The following is a 22,592-nucleotide window of genomic DNA, read 5'->3' as shown; positions in this document are numbered from 1 at the left end:
AAAACAGCGTCCCCGGCTACCGCTTTTATAAGGTAAATATTGAGATCTGCGTCACATAATGGTTGAGTTTTCGCCGTTCGACGTTTTAAGATCGTCTCCTCTTCTTTTCAGCAACGAATCTCAGACATCCCTATGACAACGAACACAGTTTCCCGCAGGGTCGCGTGGCTACGCGTGGTCACGCTGGCAGTTGCCGCGTTTATTTTTAATACCACAGAATTTGTGCCGGTTGGGCTGTTGTCTGACATCGCTGACAGTTTCCAGATGGAAACAGCGCAGGTGGGCATTATGTTGACCATCTACGCCTGGGTGGTGGCGCTGATGTCTTTGCCGTTTATGCTGCTGACCAGCCAGATGGAGCGGCGCAAGCTGCTGATCGGTCTGTTTGTCTTGTTCATTGCGAGCCATGTGCTGTCGTTTATGGCGTGGAATTTTACGGTGCTGGTCATGAGCCGAATCGGCATCGCCTTTGCCCATGCGGTGTTCTGGTCGATTACCGCGTCGCTGGCGATTCGCCTGGCGCCGGCAGGTAAACGCGCCCAGGCGCTGAGCCTGATTGCTACCGGTACCGCACTGGCGATGGTGCTGGGTCTGCCAATTGGCCGCATCGTGGGGCAATACTTCGGCTGGCGCACGACCTTCTTCGCCATCGGTATGGGCGCGCTGGTGACACTGGTATGCCTGATTAAACTGCTGCCCACGCTGCCGAGCGAACATTCCGGCTCGCTGAAAAGCCTGCCGCTGCTGATGCGTCGCCCTGCACTGCTGAGCATCTACCTGCTGACCGCCATCGTCGTGACGGCACACTACACGGCGTACAGCTACATTGAACCGTTTGTACAGGTGGTGGCGGGCTTTAGCGCCAACTTTGCCACCGTCTTACTGCTGATCCTCGGCGGCGCGGGCATTATCGGCAGCGTGCTGTTTGGCAAGCTGGGTAACCGGCACGCCTCCTTGCTGGTGAGCAGCGCCATCGGCCTGCTGCTGGGCTGTCTGCTGTTGCTGATGCCCGCCGCGGGCAGTGAAAGCCATCTGGCGATCCTCAGCCTTTTCTGGGGCGTGGCGATCATGATTATTGGCCTGGGCATGCAGGTGAAAGTGCTGGCCCTGGCGCCGGATGCGACGGACGTCGCCATGTCGCTGTTCTCGGGGATTTTCAATCTGGGCATTGGCGCGGGGGCGCTGGTGGGAAATCAGGTCATCCTGCACGTGTCGATGTCGGCGATTGGCTATCTGGGGGCTATTCCGGCCCTGGTGGCGCTGATCTGGTCGGTACTCATCTTCCGTAAGTGGCCGGTGGCGCTGGAGGAACAGGGGCAGCACGGGTGAGGGATTGTTGGTGCCGGGTGGCGCTGTGCTTACCCGGCCTACAAAAAGACGGATTTCGTAGGCCGGGTAAGGCGAAGCCGCCACCCGGCAATGAACTTAGTGATAGGTCTTAATAATCTCCAGCACGCCGTTGATAATAAACTGCACGCCCATACAGACCAGTAAGAAGCCCATCAGACGGGAAATTGCCTCGATACCGCCCTTACCTACCCAGCGCATAATGGCGCCGGAGCTGCGCAGCGACACCCACACGATAAGACCGATAATCGCAAAAATCAGCGGTGGCGCAACCGTCAGTACCCAGTCAGGAAAAGTTGCGCTGTCACGCACCGTTGACGCGGAGCTGATGATCATCGCGATAGTCCCCGGCCCCGCCGTGCTCGGCATGGCAATCGGCACAAAGGCGATATTCGCACTCGGTTCGGTTTCCAGCTCTTCCGATTTGCTGGTCGCTTCCGGCGACTCATGCGCTTTTTGCGCCGGGAACAACATGCGGAAACCAATAAAGGCCACAATCAACCCCCCGGCGATACGCAGACCAGGGATGGAAATCCCGAAGGTATTCATCACCACCTGTCCGGCGTAATAAGCCACCATCATGATGGCAAACACATACACCGAGGCCATCATCGACTGATGGTTGCGCTCGGCGCTGTTCATGTTCCCTGCCAGCCCGAGGAAAAGCGCCACCGTCGTTAACGGGTTAGCCAACGGCAGCAAGACCACCAGCCCGAGGCTGACTGCTTTAATTAAATCCAACATAGTGCGTTGTCGTCCTTATCCATATTTAACACAGCAATTATAGGGGGAAAGTGTGACATTCAGCCATGGGGGCAACGTAACGATTATTTTCCTTCAGAAAAGATAACTGTCAGTTATCTCTATGATTTGAAAGACCTCAAAAAAAGTTCATGAAACGTTTTAGCAATTCGTGGCATCGGCTGATTCATTCAGTTGACTTATACTTGCCTGAGCAATAATATCTGCCGTGACTAACTACTTGCCAGGGCAACCATTGTGAAAAGCACCAGTGATATCTTTAACGACGTTGTTCCGCTGGGTCGTCTTATTCATATGGTCAATCAGAAAAAAGATCGCCTGCTCAATGACTACCTGTCACCGCTGGATATCACCGCAACACAGTTCAAAGTGCTGTGTTCCATTCGCTGCGAAGTGTGTATCACGCCGGTTGAGCTGAAAAAGGTGCTCTCTGTCGATCTGGGTGCGTTAACCCGCATGCTCGATCGTCTCGTCTGCAAAGGATGGATAGAACGAAGCCCTAACCCGAATGACAAACGCGGCGTACTGGTGAAGCTAACCAGCGATGGCGCGGCCATGTGCGAGCAATGTCATCAATTAGTAGGACAAACACTGCATCAGGAACTAACAAAAAACTTAACGGCAGATGAAGTGGCAACCCTTGAGCTTCTGCTGAAGAAAATCCTGCCGTAAACAGAAAAAAAGAGGTATGACGATGTCCAGACGCAATACTGACGCTATCACCATTCATAGCATTTTGGACTGGATCGAGGATAACCTGGAATCGCCGCTCTCCCTTGAAAAAGTGTCAGAGCGTTCGGGTTACTCCAAATGGCACCTGCAACGGATGTTCAAAAAAGAGACCGGTCATTCATTAGGTCAATATATTCGCAGCCGCAAGCTGACGGAAATTGCCCAGAAACTGAAAGAAAGCAATGAGCCGATCCTTTATCTGGCGGAGCGTTACGGATTTGAATCACAGCAAACCCTGACGCGTACGTTCAAGAACTATTTTGACGTGCCGCCTCATAAGTACCGAATCACCAGCGTGCCGGGCGAATCCCGATACCTGTATCCGTTAAAACACTGTAGTTAATCATCGCCTGTAACAGACGTAACCGAGGAAATCATGAAAGTTATCGCCTCCGCCGCCCTCGCCTTGCTGGTGCTGTTCTCCAGCCAGACCTTCGCGGAGCAAACCCCTCGTGCAACGCAGCAAAATAATCCTGATACGATGATTTTGCCGTCAGCACATGACCAGTCGCCTTATGATTTCAACCACATGGGTGCTGGTAGCGACAAATCCGACGAATTAGGCGTGCCTTATTATAATCAGCACGGCTTCTGATTCGTTTTTGCCCCGCAGATGCGGGGCTTTTTTTATGCCTTTTCGCTTACCCGCGTCGTCCGACGAACCCGCAGACCAAACACGTTAATGTACAGCCCGGCCATGATCAGCACGGCACCCAACAGCTGCAGCGCGCTTAGCGTTTCATCCAGCAATATCGCCGCACTGGCAAGTCCTACCACCGGCACCAGCAGAGATAACGGCGCGACGCGCCAGGTCTCATACCGCCCCAGCAGAGATCCCCAGATCCCGTAGCCAACAATGGTGGCGACAAAGGCCAGATAGACGAGAGACAGGATCGTGGTCATATCGATGTCGACCAGGCTGTTCAGCATCACCGCCGGACCGTCCAGAATACTCGACGCCAGCAGAAACGGAATAACCGGGATCAGTGCGCTCCACACCACCAGCGACATCACCGCCGGGCGCGCCTCGTGCTGCATAATCAGCTTATTGAAGATATTCCCGCAGGCCCAGCTCAGCCCTGCCGCCAGCGTCAACATAAACCCGAGCAGCGCCACATGCTGACCATTCAGGCTGGCCTCGATCAGCACCAGCACGCCGAACACCGCCAGGGTGATCCCCGCCAGCTGTTTGCCCTGCAGGCGCTCGCCAAACACGAACGCGCCGAGAATAATGGTAAAGAACGCCTGCGCCTGTAACACCAGCGAGGCAAGACCCGCCGGCATACCGAACTTGATGGCGCAAAAGAGAAACGCGAACTGGCCAAAGCTAATGGTCAGACCGTAGCCCAGCAGCAGTTTAAAGGGGATCTTTGGACGCGCCACAAAAAAGATGGCCGGGAAAGCGACCAGCATAAAGCGTAAACCGGCCAGCATCAGCGGCGGCATGTTATGCAGCCCCAGCTTAATGACCACAAAGTTGAGCCCCCATACTACGACCACCAGCAATGCCAGCAGCCCGTCTTTCCGCGTCATATCCCGCCCCTGAATTATTAATAATTTGTTAACACTTCAAGGTAACAGAAAAAAGTACGTCACGAGAAGATCATTATTTCTGGCAGGCAGCTGAAGCACTTAGGGATAAATCAGGTGCTATACAAGCCCCTTATGTCATGGTAATCCTGTTAACACACATCTAATAAAAGCATAAGCAACTGTCGGGCAGGAATATGAAACCATCTCTCAGGCGCTCAACCGCAGCGCTGCTGGCATCGTCATTGTTGTTAACCATCGGTAGAGGGGCAACGCTGCCGTTCATGACCATCTATCTCACGCGCGTCTACAGCATGAGCGTCGAGAATATTGGTTATGCCCTGACCGTGGCGCTGACCATTGGCGTGGTATTCAGCCTGGGATTTGGCATTCTGGCCGATAAGTTTGATAAAAAACGCTACATGCTGATCGCGATTGTGGCGTTTATCGCCGGCTTTGTGGCGATCCCGCTGGTCAATAACGTTACGCTGGTGGTGCTGTTCTTTGCGCTGATTAACTGCGCCTACTCCGTCTTTTCGACGGTGCTGAAAGCCTGGTTCTCCGACGTACTGACGTCCAGCCAGAAGGCGCGGGTCTTCTCGCTGAACTACAGCTTCCTGAACATTGGCTGGACGGTCGGCCCGCCGATTGGCACCCTGCTGGTGATGTACAGCCTGCAGCTGCCGTTCTGGCTGGCAGCCTTCTGTGCCGCCCTGCCGCTGGGCTTTATCCATTTCTTTGTGCAAAAAAGCGTGGCGTTAGATACCGCAGAGGAGAAGACGCCCTGGCAGCCGTCGGTCTTGCTGAAAGACCGCGCGCTGTTCTGGTACACGCTCTCTGGCCTGCTGGCGTCCTACGTGGGCGGGTCGTTCGCGAGCTGTATTTCGCAATACGTTCTGGCCGCGCATGCGGACAGTGATTTCGCCGAAAAGGTGGTGGCCGTGGTGCTCCCGGTCAACGCTGCCGTGGTGGTGACGCTGCAATATGCGCTGGGCCGCAAAATCTCAGCCAGCAATATCCGCCCGCTGATGACCCTTGCCACCCTGTTTTTTATCGTGGGACTGGGCGGCTTTATGCTCTCCGGGGAAAACCTGGTTTACTGGGGCATCGCTGCCGCCATTTTCACGCTGGGTGAGATTATCTATGCGCCGGGTGAATACATGCTGATCGACAACATTGCGCCACCGGGTATGAAAGCGAGCTATTTCTCCGCGCAGGCGCTGGGTTGGCTCGGCGCGGCGGCAAACCCGATGATCACCGGTATCATCCTGACCAACCTGCCGCACTGGTCCTTATTTGTGATCATGATGGTCGCCATCGCCGTGGCCTGGCTGATGATTTTGCGTGGGATGAGCGTGAAAAGTGAAGATAGCGTGTCGGGTGGCGCTGCACTTACCCGACCTACAAAACCCTAATCGTAGGCCGGGTAAGGCGAAGCCGCCACCCGGCAATAAAGCATCAGTGGTGCAACATCTCCTCCACCACCTGCTCTTTATACATCTCGTTCGGGTAATAGGTCGGCCAGTTGTCCATCTCTTTCAGCAGCGCCTCCTGAGAGGTGTTGCCCATGAAGATATGGAAGTGAGACGAGGCCTTCGGTCCGATGGTATGGTCGCTAAACTGAACGAACTTCGGCGCCTTGCTAGCGGCATCCTTACACTCAAACAGATAGCGAACGCCTTTCTTACCTGACGCGTAGGTCAGAATTTTGTAGCCGCTGTAATCATACTGACACCGGCTGACCGCTTTGCCCTGATGGAATTCCATCACGTTATTTTCGATGCCGATGGCATCCACGTCCGTCGCATATCCCGTGCGGTAGTAGGCTTTCACCTCATCAAAGGATTTGCTTTTGTCCTTCTGGGCTTTCTGTCTAAAGACCGGATCCAGCGAACCATCGAGCAGGAACGGATAGACCGACTGCCAGGTCCCGTCCCAGTCAGACAGCGCTCTGTCCTTCACGTCTTTATCCTCAAACACGCCGTTCGCCGCCTTCTGTTCCGCTTCGGTCATCTGATGGCCGTGCGAGTGAGCAAACAGCTGGCCGCTGACCAGCAGCGCCCCCAGAGTCATGGCAAATTTTCCAATATGTGCAGCCAAAGTAACGCCCTCATTCCGTTTTATAAGAATGATGATGTTATATTATAACATTTCAGATCGCAACCAGGCCGCGCACGCCCTCCTGCTCCATGTTTTCGCCCCGCCCGCGCTGAATAATGGTGCCGCGGGACATCAGCAGATAGCTGTCGGCCAGCTCGGCGGCAAAGTCGTAAAACTGCTCCACCAGCAGGATCGCCATGTCACCTCTGTTTGCCAGGGTGCGGATCACGTGGCCGATCTCTTTAATAACGGAAGGCTGTATACCTTCGGTCGGTTCATCCAGGATCAGCAGCTGCGGACGGCTCGCCAGCGCGCGCCCAATCGCCAGCTGCTGCTGTTGCCCGCCGGAGAGATCGCCCCCGCGACGATGCTTCATCTCTTTGAGCACCGGGAACAGCTGCCAGATCTCCTCCGGCACCTGCTTCGCCTCGCGGGCAGAAAATCGCGACAGTCCCATCTGGAGGTTCTCCTCCACGGTCAGGCGCGGGAAAATCTCCCGTCCCTGCGGGACATACGCCACACCAGACTGCACCCGTTGGTGCGGTTTACTGTGGGTGATCGTTTTTCCCTGCCAGATGACCTCCCCGGTTTTCGCCGGGATCAGCCCCATCAGACACTTTAGCAGCGTGGTTTTCCCCACGCCGTTGCGCCCCAGCAGACAGGTGACTTCCCCGGTGACGGCCTCAAAGCTCACGCCGCGCAGGATATGGCTGCCGCCGTAATACTGATTCAGTTCGTTGACCTGTAACATTCCCTCTCCTTAACGTCCCAGATAGACCTCAATCACCTGCTCGTTGGCCTGCACCTCGCGAAGCGACCCTTCCGCCAGCACCCGCCCCTGATGCAGCACGGTCACATGGTCGGCGATGGTTTCAACAAAGCCCATATCGTGCTCCACCACCATCAGGGAGTGTTTGCCTGCCAGCGTTTTGAACAGCTCTGCGGTGTATTCCGTTTCTGCGTCGGTCATTCCAGCGGCGGGTTCATCCAGCAGCAGCAGATGCGGGTCCTGCACCAGCAGCATGCCGATCTCTAGGAACTGTTTCTGCCCGTGGGAAAGCAGCCCGGCCCGTCGGTCGCGCTCCGCGCTAAGGCGCAGCAAAACCAGCATCTCGTCGATCCGGTCACGCTGCTCGCCGTTGAGTTTTGCCCGCAGGCTCGCCCAGACGGATTTATCGGTTTTCATAGCGATCTCCAGGTTTTCCCACACCGTCAGCGCTTCAAAAACCGTGGGCTTCTGGAATTTACGCCCGATGCCCTGGCGGGCGATGGCCGCAGGCTCCAGCGCGGTCAGGTCGATGGACTGATCGTAAATCGCCCTGCCGCTCTTTGGCCGCGTTTTGCCGGTGATGACGTCCATCAGCGTGGTTTTACCCGCCCCATTGGGACCGATCACGCAGCGCAGCTCGCCCACGCCGATATTCAGCGAGAGATCGGTCAGGGCCTGAAAACCATCAAAATTGACGTTAATGGATTCAAGCTGAAGTACAGGGTCAGTCTGGTCCCGGTAACGATCGCCGGGTAGCTGGCGGGTGAATAACCCTTCGGCTGGCTGCATTATTTTTCTCCCTTACGAAACAGTCCGTAGACGCCGCGCGGTAAAAACAGTGTAACGGCGATAAAAATCAGCCCCAGAAACAGCTGCCAGTATTCCGGCATCGCAACGGTGAAGAAACTTTTCGCCCCGTTCACCAGCGCCGCGCCAATCACCGGCCCCACCAGCGTGCCGCGCCCACCCAGCGCCACCCAGATGGCGGCCTCTATCGAGTTTGTCGGCGACATTTCGCCCGGGTTGATAATGCCCACCTGCGGCACATAGAGCGCCCCCGCCAGACCGCACAGTACGGCAGAGAGCGTCCACACCAGCAGCTTGAACCCGCGCGGATCGTAGCCGCAAAACGTCAGCCGGTTTTCGGCGTCGCGAACGGCGGTCAGAATGCGGCCAAACTTGCTCTTCGCCAGCGCAAACCCGGTGCCCAGGGCCAGGAGCAGCAACAGCACGGTGGCCAGAAACAGCGCGATACGGGTTGTCGTTTCCGTTACTGAAAACCCGAGCAGCGTGGTGAAGCCGGTAAAGCCGTTATTGCCGCCAAAGCCGGTTTCGTTGCGAAAGAACAGCAGCATCCCGGCATAGGTCAGCGCCTGGGTCATAATCGAGAAATAGACCCCTTTGATCTTCGAGCGGAAGGCAAACCAGCCAAATACCAGCGCCAGCAGCCCCGGCACCAGCACAATCAGCACCAGCGCCCAGGCAAAATGCTGGGTGCCCCACCAGAACCACGGCAGTTCGCTCCAGGAGAGAAACGACATAAACGCAGGCAGACCGTCACCTGCAGCCTGGCGCATCAGGTACATGCCCATCGCGTAGCCTCCCAGCGCGAAGAAGATCCCGTGCCCAAGCGACAGCATACCGGCATAGCCCCACACCAGATCCAGCGCCACCGCAACGATGGCATAGCAGAGGATCTTGCCAATGAGCGTCAGCATCCAGGTCGACAGCGCCAGCGGATGCGTCGCAGGCAGTAAGGCGAAAAACGGCAATATCAGCAAACACACCACCAGCAGGCTGCCTGCTATCTGCGTGGTGCGTGGCGCTTTACGCGCCAGCGTTAAGGTCAGCGGCTGGCTCATCAGTCAATCACCCTCCCTTTCAGCGCAAACAGTCCCTGCGGGCGTTTCTGAATAAACAGCACGATCGCCACCAGAATCACGATCTTGCCCAGCACCGCCCCCATCTGCGGTTCAAGAATTTTATTGAAAATGCCCAGACCAAACGCCGCGGCCACGCTGCCTGCCAGCTGGCCTACGCCTCCAAGCACCACCACAAGGAAGGAGTCGATGATATAGCCCTGTCCCAGCTCCGGCCCGACGTTACCCAGCTGCGATAACGCCACGCCGCCTAACCCCGCAATCCCGGAGCCAAGCCCGAACGCCAGCATATCGACGCGCCCTGTCGGTACCCCGCAGCAGGCGGCCATGCTGCGGTTTTGCGTCACCGCCCGCACGTTGAGCCCCAGACGGGTTTTATTCAGAATGAGCCAGGTGAAGAACAGCACCAGCAGCACGAATCCCAGTACCACAATGCGGTTCCACGGCAGCGTCAGGTTGGCAAAAACCTGCACCCCGCCGGAGAGCCATGCCGGGTTCGCCACCTCGAGGTTCTGGGCGCCAAAGGTCATGCGCACCAGCTGGATAAGCATCAGGCTGATGCCCCACGTCGCCAGCAGCGTTTCCAGCGGACGACCGTACAAATGACGGATCACCGTGCGCTCCAGCACCATTCCAATGCCCGCCGTCAGGCAGAACGCGACCGGCAAGGCGATAACGGGATAGAGCGCCAGCCACTGGGGCGCAAGCCCGGCCATCGCCTGCTGCACCATCCAGGTGGCATATGCCCCCAGCATCAGCATCTCGCCGTGGGCCATGTTAATCACGCCCAGCAGGCCGTAGGTGATAGCCAGCCCCAGCGCGGCCAGCAGCAGTACCGATCCGAGGGACAGCCCCATAAACGCCTGGCCCAGCAGATCGCCCCACATCAGTCGGTGCTGGATCTGGCTAAGACTCTCTTCTGCGGCCGCGCGAACGCCGCTATCCGGCTCCGTCTGTGGCTGGGTAAACGGGGTGAGTCTGGACTGTACGTCCGGATCGTCGGACTGGCCTAACAACGCCACGGCCTTGCGGCGCACCTCGGCCTGCGGGCTTGCCAGCTGAAGATTCGCGACTGCCAGCAGCAGCGCCTGACGCGCCACGGCATCCGTTTCATCGCTCACTCGCTTTTCCAGAAACGCGAGCATGTCGGGCCGGGCATCGCGCTGTAGCTGACGCGCCGCCGCTCGCCTTTCGGTGACACTGTCACTCACCAGCTGATGCGTGGCGATGGCGGTCGCAGCCAGCACGCGCAGCCGGTTCGTCAGTCGAACGGCTTTAGTTGGGCCCTCTGCCGTCTGACTTTCCCCCAGCGGGATGACGTTGCCATCGCGTTGTGCAAAGGCGTGCTTTTGCGTATCGACGTAGAGATTTTCTTTCTGCAGCGCCTCAAGGAGCGGCAGTCTTGACGCATCCGGCGCGGCGGCCCACTGCGTCAACAAATCCGCCTGCTGGCTGCGGCTGGCGGCAACAAAACGATCGGCATCCGATGCCTGCACCATCCCTGGCAGCAGTCCGGAAAGCCATACAAGAGCGATGAACAGGCGCATGGCGTTCATGACGTTTCTCCCTGCGGTGATGGCTTAGTTGCTGGCGGTTTTCATCGGCTGGTCGGGCTTTTTGTCATTCCCGGCGATGAACGGACTCCACGGCTGGGCGCGTACCGGCTGTTCGGTCTGCCACACCACGTTAAACTGACCGTTGCCTTCGATTTCACCGATCATGACCGGCTTATGCAGATGATGGTTGGTGGCATCCATGGTGAGCGTAAAGCCTGACGGCGCCTTAAAGGACTGACCGGCCATCGCCGCACGCACTTTGTCCACATCGGTAGTGCCTGCTTTTTCCACCGCCTGCGCCCACATATGAATCCCCACGTAAGTGGCTTCCATCGGGTCGTTGGTCACCACAGTGTCGGCGTTCGGCAGCTTGTGCGCCTTCGCATAGGCTTTGTAATCCGCCACGAACGCCTGGTTAGTCGGATTATCGACGGACTCAAAGTAGTTCCACGCCGCCAGGTTACCCACCAGCGGTTTGGTGTCGATCCCGCGCAGCTCTTCTTCACCGACAGAGAAGGCCACCACCGGCACGTCGGTCGCTTTCAGCCCCTGGTTAGCCAGCTCTTTGTAGAACGGCACGTTGGAGTCGCCGTTGATGGTCGACACCACGGCGGTTTTGCCGCCCGCAGAGAATTTTTTGATGTTGGCGACGATGGTCTGGTAGTCGCTATGACCAAACGGGGTATACACCTCTTCAATATCCTTATCCTCCACCCCTTTCGAATGCAGGAACGCGCGCAGGATCTTGTTGGTGGTGCGCGGATAGACGTAATCGGTTCCCAGCAGGAAGAAGCGTTTCGCCGCGCCGCCGTCTTCGCTCATCAGGTATTCCACCGCCGGGATCGCCTGCTGGTTCGGCGCCGCGCCGGTATAGAAGACGTTTGGCGACATTTCCTCGCCCTCATACTGCACCGGATAGAACAGCAGGCCGTTCAGCTCCTCAAAGACCGGCAGTACGGATTTGCGCGAAACCGAGGTCCAGCAGCCGAATACCACCGCCACTTTATCCTGGCTCAGCAGCTGACGGGCCTTCTCGGCAAACAGCGGCCAGTTTGAGGCCGGATCCACCACCACCGGCTCCAGTTTCTTGCCCAGCAAGCCGCCTTTGGCGTTGATCTCGTCGATGGTCATCAGGGCGACATCTTTCAGCGGGGTCTCGGAGATAGCCATCGTGCCGGAAAGAGAATGCATGATCCCCACTTTGATGGTATCGGCCGCCTGCGCGCCAAAACTCATCCCCATCGCCACGACGGACGCAGACAACGCGAAGGCTTTTAGTAAAGTACGACGGTGCATATTTTCACTCCTGAAAAAGAACGCTGTGCGAAAACGTCCGTTACGGCGTGGACGCGGAAAAAATGTGTCAGCGAAGCAGGAGCAAAAAGAATGCCAGAATGGAGATAGCGCTATTTCTGGGAGGGGAACGCCGGATGTAAAGAGAACGTCTCACAATGGCACAGCGCTGCACTTTTATAATGCAGCGCTGAGGAGGAAGGTTTTACCAGACTTCGCTGGCGATCTGCGTGACCAGACGGACTTTGTCCCACTGCTGGGATTCGCTCAGGCTGTTGCCCTCTTCGGTAGAGGCAAAGCCGCACTGCGGGCTAAGGCAAATTTGCTCTTTCGCCACGTATTTCGCCGCCTCTTCCAGACGGGCTTTAATCCCCTCCGGGTTCTCCAGCTCGCCGTTTTTCGTGGTAATAAGACCCAGCACCACCTGCTGCTTGCCCGGGCGGACAAAGCGCAATGGCGCAAAATCCCCGCTGCGGTCGTTATCATATTCGAGGAAGAAGGCGTCAACGTTGACGGTTCCGAACAGCACTTCCGCTACCGGCTCGTAGCCGCCCTCGGAAATCCAGGTGGAGCGGAAATTGCCGCGACAGACGTGCAGCCCGATGGTCAGGTCGTCCGGCTTGCCCTCCAGCGCCTTGTTCAGCACGCGGGCATAGATGCGCGCCAGCTCATCGGCGTCGTCGCCGCGCTCGCGGATCTGACGGCGCTGATCGTCCGAGCAGAGATAGGCCCAGACGGTGTCATCCAGCTGCAGATAACGGCAGCCCGCATCGTAGAAGGCCCGAATGGCGTCGCGCCAGGTGGTCGCCAGGTCATCAAAATAGACGTTCAGGTCCGGGTAGACGGTCGCATCAATGTCTTTGCGACCGCCGCGGAAATGCAGCACACTCGGGCTGGGAATGGTCATTTTCGGCTGGGCGTTCCCGCTGATGCTTTTCAGATAGCGAAAGTCTTCCAGCATCGGATGCTCGCCAAAGCCCAGCTTGCCGGTGACGCGCACGCCGTGGGCTTTGGTTTGCACGCCGTTAAACTGGATGCCCTGCTGCGAATCGTAACGCTCAACGCCCTGAAGACCGTCGAAGAAGTCGAAGTGCCACCAGGCACGACGAAACTCTCCGTCGGTCACCACATGCAGGCCGCACGCACACTGCTGCTCGACGACGTGGCGAATGGCCTCATCCTCCGCCGCGCGAAGCTGCCCGGCATCAATCTCACCGCTGGCAAATTTCAGGCGAGCCTGCTTGATGGCATCCGGGCGTAAAAAACTGCCGACTACATCGGCGCGGAACGGGGCGTGGTGTCGTTGCATGGAAATCTCCTCAGTCTGCCGGCAATAATTGCCCGCAGTGATAATTCATCATTTGAATATTTAGACTTCTGGATGTCTAAATGTCCAAAAACAATGTCATACCTCACCGGTGCCGGCAAACGAGAAAATTTCACGGGTGTTGAAAAAAATTCATCTTCACAGCGCGGCCACGGACGCCTCGCTGGCAAACGCGTAGCGTTCATCTTCCCAGCCGGTGATCCCACCGAGCATGATTTTGACCGGCAGACCGAGACGCGCCAGCTTCAGCGCGGCTCTGTCCGCACCGTTACAGTGCGGCCCTGCGCAGTAGACGACGAACAGCGTCCCTTCAGGCCATTGGGCCATGCGCTCAGCGGTCATCTGGCTCCACGGCATATGCAGAGCGCCCGGCACATGGCGACGGGCAAACTGCTCCGGGCTTCCCACAACGTGCAGTAAAACAAAGTCCTGCTCATTATGCGTGATGGCATGATGCACATCGGCGCAGTCGGTTTCGACGCTCAGGCGGCGCAGGAAATGGGTAACGGCTTCCTGCGGCTCGGCAGCCGGAAATTCAGTAACATAGCTCATGATCCTTCCTCATCTTTGGCGTTTGTGTTAACACTACTCTATCCACAAATTCAGCCCGTGAATGCGCTCGCTTATGCCAGAAAACAGCAAAAAGATGACAACGTTAAGACAGATTGCCCGCCCGAAGGTGGTGGTGCTGGCGTATGACGGTCTGTGTACCTTTGAGTTTGGGGTGGCGGTGGAAATCTTCGGCCTGCCGCGCCCCGAGTTGGGCGACGACTGGTATCGTTTTGCCGTGGCAAGCGTTGACAGCGGTGAGCTTCGGGCGACAGGCGGGATCCGTATCATTACCGATGGCGATCTCTCCCTGCTTGAGTCTGCCGATCTGATCGTGGTGCCGGGCTGGCGTGGGCTGGATTCGCCGGTGCCGGACGCGCTCTGCAACGCATTACGTCAGGCCAGCGCGCGAGGCTGTCAGCTGCTCTCCATCTGCTCGGGCGTATTTGTGCTGGCCGCCTCGGGGCTGCTGAACGGACGTAAAGCCACGACGCACTGGCGCTACATTGAGACGCTAAAAACCCGCTTCCCTGACATCGACGTGGTCGAGGATGTGCTCTACCAGGATGAAGGCGATATACTGACTTCCGCAGGCAGCGCGGCGGGGATCGATCTCTGCCTTCACGTTGTACGAAGAGATTATGGGATGGAAACCGCCAACAGCGTGGCGCGTCGGCTGGTCATTCCCCCTCACCGGGATGGCTCTCAGCCGCAACAGCTGAGTCGCCCGGTGGCGCAGCTGCGCGAAAGCCAGCGCCTTGGTCAGCTGTTTGATTTTCTGCACACGCATCTTACCGAGCCGCACAGCGTCGACTCGCTGGCGCGCCGAGTCGGTATGAGTCAGCGCACGTTTCTTCGTCGCTTCGAAGCGGCAACGGGAACGACGCCTGCCCGCTGGTTACTCAATGAGCGCCTGCTGCGGGCGAAAGATTATCTTGAAAGCAGCCGTTTAAGCATCGACAGCATCGCGGAACAGACCGGGTTTGGTCAGGCATCGACGTTGCGTCATCATTTCCGCCAGCAGTTCGCGATTTCCCCGGCCCAGTACCGTAAACAATTTTCTCATTCCGGTACTGCCCGCTGAGGCGTTAGTTTTATGGTTAATACGGAGCACCTGATGGTCACCACACACGTTTTTATCGCAACCAGTCTTGATGGCTACATCGCCAGACACAATGACGATATCGAGTGGCTGCTGCAGCGCGATGACCCGACTGAGGATCATGGCTATGCGGCGTTCATCGCGGACAAAGAGTGGATCGTGATGGGCCGGGGGAGCTATGAGAAGGTGCTGACTTTTGACACCTGGCCGTATGATCGGCCCGTGCTGGTCCTCTCCCGACGGCTGGCCGACACGCCGGTGCCCGACGCATTGAGGGGCAAAGTACAGTTTTCAGGCCGCACGCCAAAGGAGGTGCTCGACGATCTGACGATGCAGAACGTCCATCGCGTCTATCTTGATGGTGGGCAGGTGATACAGTCGTTTCTGCGAGAAGGACTGGTCGCCGATATGGTGATCACGACCGTACCTGTGCTGCTCGGCTCGGGTAAATCACTGTTTGGCGCCCTGCCCGGGGATATCGATTTGACGCTGGTCTCCAGCCGCAGCTTCCCTTCGGGTCTGGTGCAGTCGCACTACCGACTGATGCCGTAAAACCACGGTAAATACTGCGCAAAAAAAACCGCCAAAAATGGCGGTAAATGCTTGCATGGATAGATTTGTATTTTGGTCTCTACGTCCCGACACGACATGGCCGGGCTGCGGATCCCATACAAGCTAACACCCGTTGTCTTAACGAAGGTTAAACAGCCTTTTTTAACCCGCATGGTGGCATGACATGCAGCGCGCCCGAAATCATACTCTTTGACATTTCCTTTGCGCTAATTTGAAGTTTTGAATAATAACCATAATAAATAATCGGCATGATCAAGCCGCAATGTTATTCGGCGGTGACTTCATGGTTAAAAAAGGTTTATCTCTCGTGATGCTGATCTGTGCCCTCTTTTCAGGCCAGCTTATGGCCGGGCACAAAGGACATGAATATCTGTGGGTAAAGAATGTGGAGCATCAGCTGCGTCATGAAGCCGACAGCGATGAATTGCGAAGTGCGGCGGAGGAGTCGGCGGAAGGTTTGCGCGAACACCACCTGTGGCAGAAATCGCGCAAACCGGACACGCACGTTCGGTAATTAGCTGCCCTTGCGTTTTGGCAGCGTTTTCATCAGATCGTCCGGACTGACGGACGCCACAATACTGCCGGGCTGTGGCATTTTGAAGATGTGGTTTTTCATCTTGCCAATCACATGCATTTCGCAAGGACGGCAGTCAAATTTGAGGGTCAGTACTTCGTCACCGTTTACGAGCTGCATAGGGGTAGCCTTCCAGCTCTTGATGTTGCCTTTTGCCTGCTTAGGGCACAGGTTAAACGCGAAACGGAGGCAGTGCTTGGTGATCATCACCGGCACATCGCCCTTCTCCTCATGCGCTTCATAGGCCGCGTCGATCAGCTGCACGCCGTGGCGATGATAGAATTCACGTGCTTTATGGTTATAGACGTTGGCCAGGAAGGATAAATGCGTATCCGGGTAGACGGGCGCAGGAACGGCTTCCGCTTTACGGCTAGCGCGCGGGTAGTTCGCCAGGCGCGCGTCATCCAGCATCTCGGCGGTTTCACGGCGGAACTGGTTGAGCAAACTGTTCGGCACAAACAGGGCATCCGGCAGGTTGACCTCAACGTTGCGGGCGTAGTAAATCGTCTGGCCCAGCTTCGCCACGCCATCCTTCAGGCTGTTGAGCGCTTTCTCCGCGTTGTTTGCCACCTCGAACAGGCCATCAAGCGTATGCGTTACGCTGATGCCGTCTTCACAGGTCATGGTCAGAATCAACTGCTCTTCCCAGCCGCCCAGTTCAATATCCACCGCGATACGACGTTCGCTGGAGGTTTTCAGCAGCGCCTGCTGCCAGTTATGATCGAGGTTACGGTTAAGCGCCGCGTTCGGTCGCGCCTTGTAGAGATCGGCCGGCATTTCATTCGGCCATACGCGGTAGCGGTTCTCGCCGGTTTTTTCGACTGTGTTGGCGCGGAAGCCCACCACTTCACGCTTAATCATCACGTTAAGGCCATCGCCGTTCGCCAGCGGCTCCGTCACCGCAACATCAAGGTGATCTTTCGCCACTTTCAGCACTTCGCCAACCGGTAAGCCGATAAACTTCGGTGAGTCAAACGCGCCGATATCCCCTTTACGGGCATTCACAAAATAGTCCGTGCTGCCGCGGTGGAACGTTTTGTCCGTCGACGGAATAAAGAAATGCTCGGTACGACCGGCCGACGCGCGCGCCAGGTCACCGCGATCCTCAATAATGGCATCCAGCATCTGGCGATAGTGCGCGGTGATGTTCTTCACGTAGCTCATATCTTTATAGCGCCCTTCAATCTTGAAGGAACGCACGCCCGCGTCGATCAGCGCGCCCAGGTTGGCGGTCTGATCGTTATCCTTCATCGAGAGCAGGTGTTTTTCAAATGCCACGACGCGGCCCTGATCGTCTTTCAGGGTATACGGCAGACGGCAGGCCTGTGAACAGTCGCCGCGGTTGGCGCTGCGCCCCGTCTGCGCGTGGGAAATGTTGCACTGACCGGAATAGGCGACGCACAGCGCGCCGTGGATAAAGAATTCAATCGTCGCGTCTGTCGCGTGGTGAATATCGCGGATTTGATTCAGGTTCAGCTCGCGGGCCAGGACGATCTGCGAAAAGCCGACGTCAGAGAGAAACTTCGCCTTCTCAACCGTGCGGATATCACACTGGGTACTGGCGTGCAGTTCAATGGGCGGAATATCCAGCTCCAGCACGCCCATATCCTGAACAATCAGGGCATCCACCCCGGCCTGATAGAGATCGGTAATCAGACGTTGCGCAGGCTCCAGCTCATCATCATGAAGAATGGTGTTCAGGGTCACGAACACTTTCGCCCCGAAACGGTGGGCGAACGGCACCAGTTCAGCAATATCGCTCAGGCTGTTGCTGGCGTTATGGCGGGCACCGAAGCCAGGACCACCAATGTAGACGGCATCTGCGCCATGAAGGATCGCTTCACGGGCAATGGCGGCGTCACGGGCCGGGCTTAAAAGTTCAAGATGATGGGATTGCAGGCGCATACTTCGTCGTTATCCGTTATGGTCAAAATGGCGGCTATTGTAGTCAGAAGTCTGCGTCAGCGAAACAGTTTTGCGTAGCCTCAGCGGGGATAATGAATCAGGGAGTGAAAATGCACCGTCCGGTCGCTGCTGTTGCGGTAGGCATGCGGTTTATCGCCGGCGAAGCGGACGCCCGAATCGGCAGAAATCGTCTGCCACTTGCCCTCGAGCTTCATCTCCAGCTCGCCGCTGATCACCACCACATGTTCAATCACCCCTGCCTCATGCGGCGTGGATTCACTCAGGGCGCCGGGGGCCAGGGTAATGGAGAAATAATCAAACCGGAGCGCCTCGTCCCACGGAAAGAGCGGCTTGACGACCATCGCCTGCTGCTGCGGGTCAAACACCGCCTGTCGGTCCGCCTCAGGCGTGATGAAGGCGGAAAACGGCACGTTCAGTCCTGTGGCAATTTTCCACAGCGTCGACACCGTGGGGCTAGATTCATTTCGCTCGATTTGCCCGAGCATGGCCTTTGACACGCCGGTCTCGTCCGCGAGCTTCGACAAACTCCAGCCGCGTGCCTGGCGCAGCGTTTTTAATGTGGTTGCAAGATGTCGTGTGATGTCCATGTTCCCTCCTGGTGTCATTCAGCATACCACTTGTACGCTATAGCGCACAGTGCTACCTTACTTCGGACGTTATAACGCACAACGGAGTTTTCATGCGCCCTTCCTCTCATCTTATTCCAGTCGCACTGGCTGGATTTGTCGCCGTACTGGTCGGTTACGCCAGCTCGGCAGCCATCATCTGGCAGGCCGCCGCCGCGGCAGGCGCCAGCGCGCAGCAGATTGCGGGCTGGATGACCGCGCTGGGGATTGGGATGGGCATCAGCACGCTGGCGCTCTCCTGGTGGTACAAAGCGCCCGTACTGACCGCCTGGTCGACGCCCGGTGCGGCGCTGCTCGCCACCAGCCTGCACGGCGTCACGCTGGCGGAAACCATTGGCGTGTTCATCTTTGCGAACGCGCTTATTTTGCTCTGCGGCGTTACCGGGCTTTTCGCCCGACTGATGAAGCTGATCCCCCATTCGCTTGCTGCCGCCATGCTGGCCGGGGTATTGCTGCAGTTTGGCCTCCACGCGTTTGCGCATCTTGAGGGACACTTTCTGCTGTGCGGCAGCATGATTGCGGCGTGGCTGATCGCCAAAGCGCTGTCGCCGCGCTATGCCATCGTGGTCACGCTCCTGGTGGGCGGTATGGTGGCATGGGTCGGTGGTGACGTTGTCACGGATAAGCTCACGCTTTCACTGGTGATGCCCGAATTTATTGCGCCCGCCTTCACCTTCACCAGCCTGGTGAGTATTGGCTTGCCCTTCTTCCTGGTCACCATGGCCTCACAAAACGCACCGGGGTTCGCCACGATGAAAGCCTCCGGTTACCCGCTGGCGGTCTCACCGCTCATTATCGTTACGGGGGGAATGGCGCTGCTGTTTTCTCCGTTTGGCGTCTTTTCAATCTGCATTGCGGCCATTACCGCCGCCATTTGCCAAAGCCCGGATGCACACCCGGATGCGGGTAAACGCTGGCTGGCGGCCATCGCTGCGGGAGGGTTTTATCTGCTGGCGGGAATTTTCGGGGGATCCATTACCGGGCTGATGGCCGCGCTGCCGCTCAGCTGGATCCAGACGCTGGCCGGTCTGGCACTGCTGGGCACCATCAGCGGGAGTTTATATCAGGCGCTGAGTCACGAAGCGGAGCGCGACGCGGCTATCGTCACATTTCTGATGACCGCAAGCGGCGTGACAATCCTGGGCATCGGTTCGGCATTCTGGGGGCTGGTGCTGGGCGGAGTATGCTACGCCCTGTTTTCACGCGCTCGCCGCGCGTAGTTGCGAAGGCGTCATGCCCGTCGCGCTGCGAAAGCGGTTGCTGAAGTGGCTGGCGGAGTTAAACCCGCAGGCAAGCGCGATCTCCGTCAGCGGCGTCGTCGTATGCTGGACAAGGGCTTTCGCTTTATCCATTCGCCTCTGCATCACATACTGATGCGGCGCCAGCCCCGTCGACTGGCGGAACATGCGAGCAAAATGGTATTCGCTGAGGGCAGCCTGCGCCGCCAGTTCGGCCAGCGTCAGGGGCTGCCCGAGATTCTCTTCGATAAAGGCGAGGACGTTGCGCAGCACAAACGGCGACAACCCTCCCGTGATAACCGGTAGCTTCCACTGCACGTTTGAGTAGTTTTGCAGCAGATGGGTCAGCAGCAGCGTGGAGGCCGTGCTCAGGGTCAGCTGGTTGGCGTGCTGCTGCCAGTCACAGCCCAGTAAAAACTGGCGATACAGCGTGGTGATCTTCGGATCGCTGCCAAAAATGCGCTCGTCCAGGGTCAGCGAAAGCGGTCGCTTGTCCCAGATTTTCTCCCCCACGTCGCGCAGGTGTTCATCGGTGCAGTAGAGATGCACAAACGACAGGTCATCACGGATGTCCCACGTCGATTCGCTCTCTTTGGGCATCAGGCAGAAACGGTCCGGCCCCCCACCGTTCTTCCAGCCGCCCGGCGTTTTTTGATAGCTTTCGTAGCCGTCCGCCACGTACAGGCTGAGGGTATGATGGTTGCTTTTAACGGTTATCGTGTCGTGCTTGTTGTACCACGCTGCCAGCTGAATACCCGAATTCAGCGAGACGGTTTCCCGCAGGACTGCATTCTGTTGGCAAAGCGTTTCAAAGGTATCGTAAGCGTGAGACATAACCGTTAGCGCATGAATGATCGGAATATCAGTCTAAAAAGAGTTGTCCCGCGTTGCCAGACCCCAGGGAAGAAAAAAGCGCAAGATTTTGCAAGTCACCCGCAAGAAGGTGAAAGCCCGTTACGCAGCTCAGCGCCATACTGCGGGCTTCCGCGGTTTGAGAAGAGACAACTATGAACGCATTATTATATGGACTCGTGGTCATTATCTGGGGAACCACCTGGATTGCGATTTTCCTGCAGCAGGGCCCCGTCGCGGCGCCGGTGTCGATTTTCTGGCGCTTCGCCGTCGCCAGCCTCACCATGATGGTGGTGTTACTCGCCCTGCGTCGCCTGCGCACGCTGGCGCTTCGGGATCATCTTTTTTGCCTGCTTCAGGGATGCTGTGTTTTCTGCTTTAACTTCTGGTGTTTTTACACGGCAGCGGCACATATCAATACCGGACTGGAGTCGGTGATCTTCTCCATGGCGGTGCTCTATAACGCCATTAACAGCTTTATTTTCTTCGGGCAGCGCCCGCCCGCGCGTTTCTGGACGGCGGCGGCACTGGGGCTGGTTGGGATTGTCACCCTCTTCTGGGACGATCTGCTGGCCAGCGGCTGGAGCGCGTCACTCCTGACCGGTATTGGGCTTTCCGCACTCGGTACCTACGGCTTCTCGCTGGGCAATATGATCAGCATGCGCCATCAGCGCAGAGGCCTTGAAACCATGACCACCAACGCCTGGGCGATGCTCTATGGCACGCTGGTGATGGGCTGCATTGCGCTGTTCAGAGGCGATAGCTTTGTGCCGGAATGGACGGTGAGCTATCTCGGCGCGCTGGTGTATCTGGCCCTGTTTGGCTCGGTGATTGCTTTTGGTGCCTACTTCACACTGGTGGGACGTATTGGCCCAGGCAAAGCGGCCTACAGCACGCTGCTCTTTCCGCTGGTGGCGCTCTCCATCTCCACGGTCTATGAAGGCTACGTCTGGCATGTCAACGGTATCGTGGGATTAGTGCTGATCCTGGGGGGAAATATGGTGATGTTTACCAAACCGGAAACCTGGTTCAGACGCTTACGGATGGCGTAAATAAAAAGGCCTGCATTACGCAGGCCTTTTTATTTTATTTTGCGGTCTTTTTCACATCAAACATGGTGGCATCCGTCGCCATATCATCAACAACCTGCTTCAGCGTCGCAAAGGTCATTGGTGTGTTTTCGTTATTCAGCTCTTTACCTTCGCCTTTACGTACCACCTTCATGACCGGTTTGTTGGTGGCCGCATCGATCAGCTCGCCTTCAAAGAAGAGATGCGTATCCATGGTGCGGTGTCCGGTTGCCATCTGCGTACCGGCAACCACCAGCGCAACAGGCACCACTTCATAGAACTGCAGCCCCTCTTTCTGCGAACTCACCCCGGTAATCGCGCCGCGGAAAATCAGGCTATGTTTACCCGGCGTGGTCACAACCGGCTTACGCGTACCAATCGCCGTTTTCATTTTGTTATTGGTGTAATTCAACAACTCATCAAGCGTTTTTTGACCAATTTGCGTGGTCGGTTTTGGCGTTGGGTAATAGGTAATTGGTGTCCAGAGAATACTGTCGTAGTTAGCTTCATTATAAGAAGGATCAACCCAACGCAGCGTTGGTTTACCCGTCGCAGACGTTGTCTGCTGCAAGCCTGAGTAGTCTTTTAAAAAGCCGGAGTATTGTTCTGGAGCGGCGACTTTTGAAGAACAGCCCGCCAACGCCAACAGACCAGTAAGCACTGCAACTTTAAAAAAAGTTTGAGTACGCATGATAGTTTTCCATGTTATCTGCAAGTATGCATTTGAAGTTATAGCAAAAGACGGGCGGGTTTGTTGTGACAAAAAATGATGCGGTGAGCACAAAT

24 protein-coding genes are annotated in these 22,592 nt (G+C 57.0%); 10 read left to right on the top strand and 14 right to left on the bottom strand.

Annotated elements, in window-relative coordinates; translation table 11 throughout:
• Nucleotides 1-132: 132 nt before the first annotated feature.
• A complete protein-coding gene (locus tag V1572_RS14160) occupies nucleotides 133-1,329 on the top strand; it encodes a sugar transporter (RefSeq protein ID WP_223540495.1) in 1,197 nt (398 codons plus the stop codon).
• Nucleotides 1,330-1,425: 96 nt separating this feature from the next.
• On the opposite strand, the gene V1572_RS14155 is transcribed toward V1572_RS14160, so the two are convergent.
• Nucleotides 1,426-2,091 (bottom strand): MarC family NAAT transporter, encoded by a 666-nt coding sequence (locus V1572_RS14155; RefSeq protein WP_069719240.1) that lies wholly within the window; start codon nucleotides 2,089-2,091, stop codon nucleotides 1,426-1,428.
• 255 nt (nucleotides 2,092-2,346) lie between these two features.
• Between V1572_RS14155 and marR the strand changes: the two genes are divergently transcribed.
• From marR to marB, 3 genes are read left to right on the top strand one after another with little or no spacing between them, the layout of a single operon-like run.
• Nucleotides 2,347-2,781: a multiple antibiotic resistance transcriptional regulator MarR gene (marR, locus tag V1572_RS14150; protein WP_008502236.1), complete on the top strand. Its 435-nt coding sequence runs from the start codon at nucleotides 2,347-2,349 to the stop codon at nucleotides 2,779-2,781.
• A 22-nt stretch (nucleotides 2,782-2,803) separates the two neighbouring features.
• Complete coding sequence (gene marA / locus V1572_RS14145) at nucleotides 2,804-3,184, top strand: MDR efflux pump AcrAB transcriptional activator MarA (RefSeq protein WP_008502237.1); 381 nt, start codon at nucleotides 2,804-2,806, stop codon at nucleotides 3,182-3,184.
• A 33-nt stretch (nucleotides 3,185-3,217) separates the two neighbouring features.
• The gene (marB, locus tag V1572_RS14140; protein ID WP_008502238.1) at nucleotides 3,218-3,436 is read left to right on the top strand and encodes a multiple antibiotic resistance protein MarB; all 219 of its coding nucleotides are present in this window, start codon (nucleotides 3,218-3,220) and stop codon (nucleotides 3,434-3,436) included.
• A 32-nt stretch (nucleotides 3,437-3,468) separates the two neighbouring features.
• On the opposite strand, the gene eamA is transcribed toward marB, so the two are convergent.
• The gene (eamA, locus tag V1572_RS14135) at nucleotides 3,469-4,374 is read right to left on the bottom strand and encodes an O-acetylserine/cysteine exporter (RefSeq protein ID WP_021242508.1); all 906 of its coding nucleotides are present in this window, start codon (nucleotides 4,372-4,374) and stop codon (nucleotides 3,469-3,471) included.
• A 194-nt stretch (nucleotides 4,375-4,568) separates the two neighbouring features.
• On the opposite strand from eamA, the gene ydeE reads away from it, so the two are divergent.
• Nucleotides 4,569-5,786 (top strand): efflux MFS transporter YdeE, encoded by a 1,218-nt coding sequence (ydeE, locus tag V1572_RS14130; RefSeq protein ID WP_277718894.1) that lies wholly within the window; start codon nucleotides 4,569-4,571, stop codon nucleotides 5,784-5,786.
• A gap of 43 nt (nucleotides 5,787-5,829) precedes the next feature.
• Here the strand turns inward: ydeE and zinT are convergent, their stop codons facing one another.
• The 8 genes from zinT to V1572_RS14090 all read right to left on the bottom strand — a co-directional run bounded on the left by zinT (nucleotide 5,830) and on the right by V1572_RS14090 (nucleotide 13,848).
• Nucleotides 5,830-6,471 (bottom strand): metal-binding protein ZinT, encoded by a 642-nt coding sequence (zinT, locus tag V1572_RS14125; RefSeq protein WP_048030493.1) that lies wholly within the window; start codon nucleotides 6,469-6,471, stop codon nucleotides 5,830-5,832.
• 52 nt (nucleotides 6,472-6,523) lie between these two features.
• Nucleotides 6,524-7,222 carry an urea ABC transporter ATP-binding subunit UrtE gene (gene urtE, locus V1572_RS14120; RefSeq protein ID WP_045910530.1) on the bottom strand — a complete coding sequence of 233 codons (699 nt, stop codon included), beginning with the start codon at nucleotides 7,220-7,222 and terminating at the stop codon, nucleotides 6,524-6,526.
• A gap of 9 nt (nucleotides 7,223-7,231) precedes the next feature.
• On the bottom strand, nucleotides 7,232-8,029 hold the full coding sequence (gene urtD / locus V1572_RS14115; RefSeq protein ID WP_045910529.1) for an urea ABC transporter ATP-binding protein UrtD: 798 nt from the start codon (nucleotides 8,027-8,029) through the stop codon (nucleotides 7,232-7,234).
• Nucleotides 8,029-9,102 carry an urea ABC transporter permease subunit UrtC gene (gene urtC / locus V1572_RS14110; protein ID WP_196364585.1) on the bottom strand — a complete coding sequence of 358 codons (1,074 nt, stop codon included), beginning with the start codon at nucleotides 9,100-9,102 and terminating at the stop codon, nucleotides 8,029-8,031. The genes urtD and urtC overlap by 1 nt, the downstream gene beginning before the upstream one ends.
• Nucleotides 9,102-10,676 carry an urea ABC transporter permease subunit UrtB gene (gene urtB, locus V1572_RS14105; RefSeq protein ID WP_234083126.1) on the bottom strand — a complete coding sequence of 525 codons (1,575 nt, stop codon included), beginning with the start codon at nucleotides 10,674-10,676 and terminating at the stop codon, nucleotides 9,102-9,104. The genes urtC and urtB overlap by 1 nt, the downstream gene beginning before the upstream one ends.
• Nucleotides 10,677-10,700: 24 nt before the next feature.
• On the bottom strand, nucleotides 10,701-11,972 hold the full coding sequence (gene urtA, locus V1572_RS14100) for an urea ABC transporter substrate-binding protein (RefSeq protein ID WP_196346318.1): 1,272 nt from the start codon (nucleotides 11,970-11,972) through the stop codon (nucleotides 10,701-10,703).
• A 202-nt stretch (nucleotides 11,973-12,174) separates the two neighbouring features.
• On the bottom strand, nucleotides 12,175-13,278 hold the full coding sequence (locus V1572_RS14095) for a cobalamin-independent methionine synthase II family protein (RefSeq protein WP_395299269.1): 1,104 nt from the start codon (nucleotides 13,276-13,278) through the stop codon (nucleotides 12,175-12,177).
• Between the two features lie 156 nt (nucleotides 13,279-13,434).
• Nucleotides 13,435-13,848 carry a rhodanese-like domain-containing protein gene (locus tag V1572_RS14090; protein ID WP_008502248.1) on the bottom strand — a complete coding sequence of 138 codons (414 nt, stop codon included), beginning with the start codon at nucleotides 13,846-13,848 and terminating at the stop codon, nucleotides 13,435-13,437.
• 73 nt (nucleotides 13,849-13,921) lie between these two features.
• Here V1572_RS14090 and ftrA point away from each other — a divergent pair, with 73 nt between their 5' ends.
• The 3 genes from ftrA to V1572_RS14075 all read left to right on the top strand — a co-directional run bounded on the left by ftrA (nucleotide 13,922) and on the right by V1572_RS14075 (nucleotide 16,034).
• A complete protein-coding gene (gene ftrA / locus V1572_RS14085) occupies nucleotides 13,922-14,929 on the top strand; it encodes a transcriptional regulator FtrA (protein ID WP_045910525.1) in 1,008 nt (335 codons plus the stop codon).
• A gap of 33 nt (nucleotides 14,930-14,962) precedes the next feature.
• Entirely contained in the window at nucleotides 14,963-15,499 is a 537-nt protein-coding gene (locus V1572_RS14080; RefSeq protein ID WP_262805255.1) for a dihydrofolate reductase family protein, read from the top strand.
• Between the two features lie 304 nt (nucleotides 15,500-15,803).
• Nucleotides 15,804-16,034 (top strand): DUF2554 family protein, encoded by a 231-nt coding sequence (locus V1572_RS14075; RefSeq protein WP_045910627.1) that lies wholly within the window; start codon nucleotides 15,804-15,806, stop codon nucleotides 16,032-16,034.
• On the opposite strand, the gene V1572_RS14070 is transcribed toward V1572_RS14075, so the two are convergent.
• Nucleotides 16,035-17,999 carry a U32 family peptidase gene (locus tag V1572_RS14070; protein WP_395299268.1) on the bottom strand — a complete coding sequence of 655 codons (1,965 nt, stop codon included), beginning with the start codon at nucleotides 17,997-17,999 and terminating at the stop codon, nucleotides 16,035-16,037.
• Between the two features lie 80 nt (nucleotides 18,000-18,079).
• On the bottom strand, nucleotides 18,080-18,607 hold the full coding sequence (locus V1572_RS14065; RefSeq protein WP_048223163.1) for a helix-turn-helix domain-containing protein: 528 nt from the start codon (nucleotides 18,605-18,607) through the stop codon (nucleotides 18,080-18,082).
• Nucleotides 18,608-18,699: 92 nt separating this feature from the next.
• On the opposite strand from V1572_RS14065, the gene V1572_RS14060 reads away from it, so the two are divergent.
• The gene (locus V1572_RS14060; RefSeq protein ID WP_262777682.1) at nucleotides 18,700-19,866 is read left to right on the top strand and encodes a benzoate/H(+) symporter BenE family transporter; all 1,167 of its coding nucleotides are present in this window, start codon (nucleotides 18,700-18,702) and stop codon (nucleotides 19,864-19,866) included.
• On the opposite strand, the gene V1572_RS14055 is transcribed toward V1572_RS14060, so the two are convergent.
• Nucleotides 19,846-20,718 (bottom strand): helix-turn-helix transcriptional regulator, encoded by an 873-nt coding sequence (locus V1572_RS14055; RefSeq protein WP_395299267.1) that lies wholly within the window; start codon nucleotides 20,716-20,718, stop codon nucleotides 19,846-19,848. The genes V1572_RS14060 and V1572_RS14055 overlap by 21 nt on opposite strands.
• A gap of 173 nt (nucleotides 20,719-20,891) precedes the next feature.
• Here V1572_RS14055 and V1572_RS14050 point away from each other — a divergent pair, with 173 nt between their 5' ends.
• Complete coding sequence (locus V1572_RS14050; RefSeq protein WP_008502257.1) at nucleotides 20,892-21,788, top strand: DMT family transporter; 897 nt, start codon at nucleotides 20,892-20,894, stop codon at nucleotides 21,786-21,788.
• A gap of 34 nt (nucleotides 21,789-21,822) precedes the next feature.
• Here the strand turns inward: V1572_RS14050 and V1572_RS14045 are convergent, their stop codons facing one another.
• Entirely contained in the window at nucleotides 21,823-22,497 is a 675-nt protein-coding gene (locus V1572_RS14045; protein WP_008502258.1) for a DUF3313 domain-containing protein, read from the bottom strand.
• Nucleotides 22,498-22,592: the final 95 nt, after the last annotated feature.

The organism is Enterobacter quasiroggenkampii, assembly GCF_043972695.1.
In the GTDB taxonomy this organism is placed as follows: domain Bacteria; phylum Pseudomonadota; class Gammaproteobacteria; order Enterobacterales; family Enterobacteriaceae; genus Enterobacter; species Enterobacter quasiroggenkampii.
Note: the sequence above shows the minus strand (reverse complement) of the source record. Positions and strands in the feature narration are given on the sequence as shown.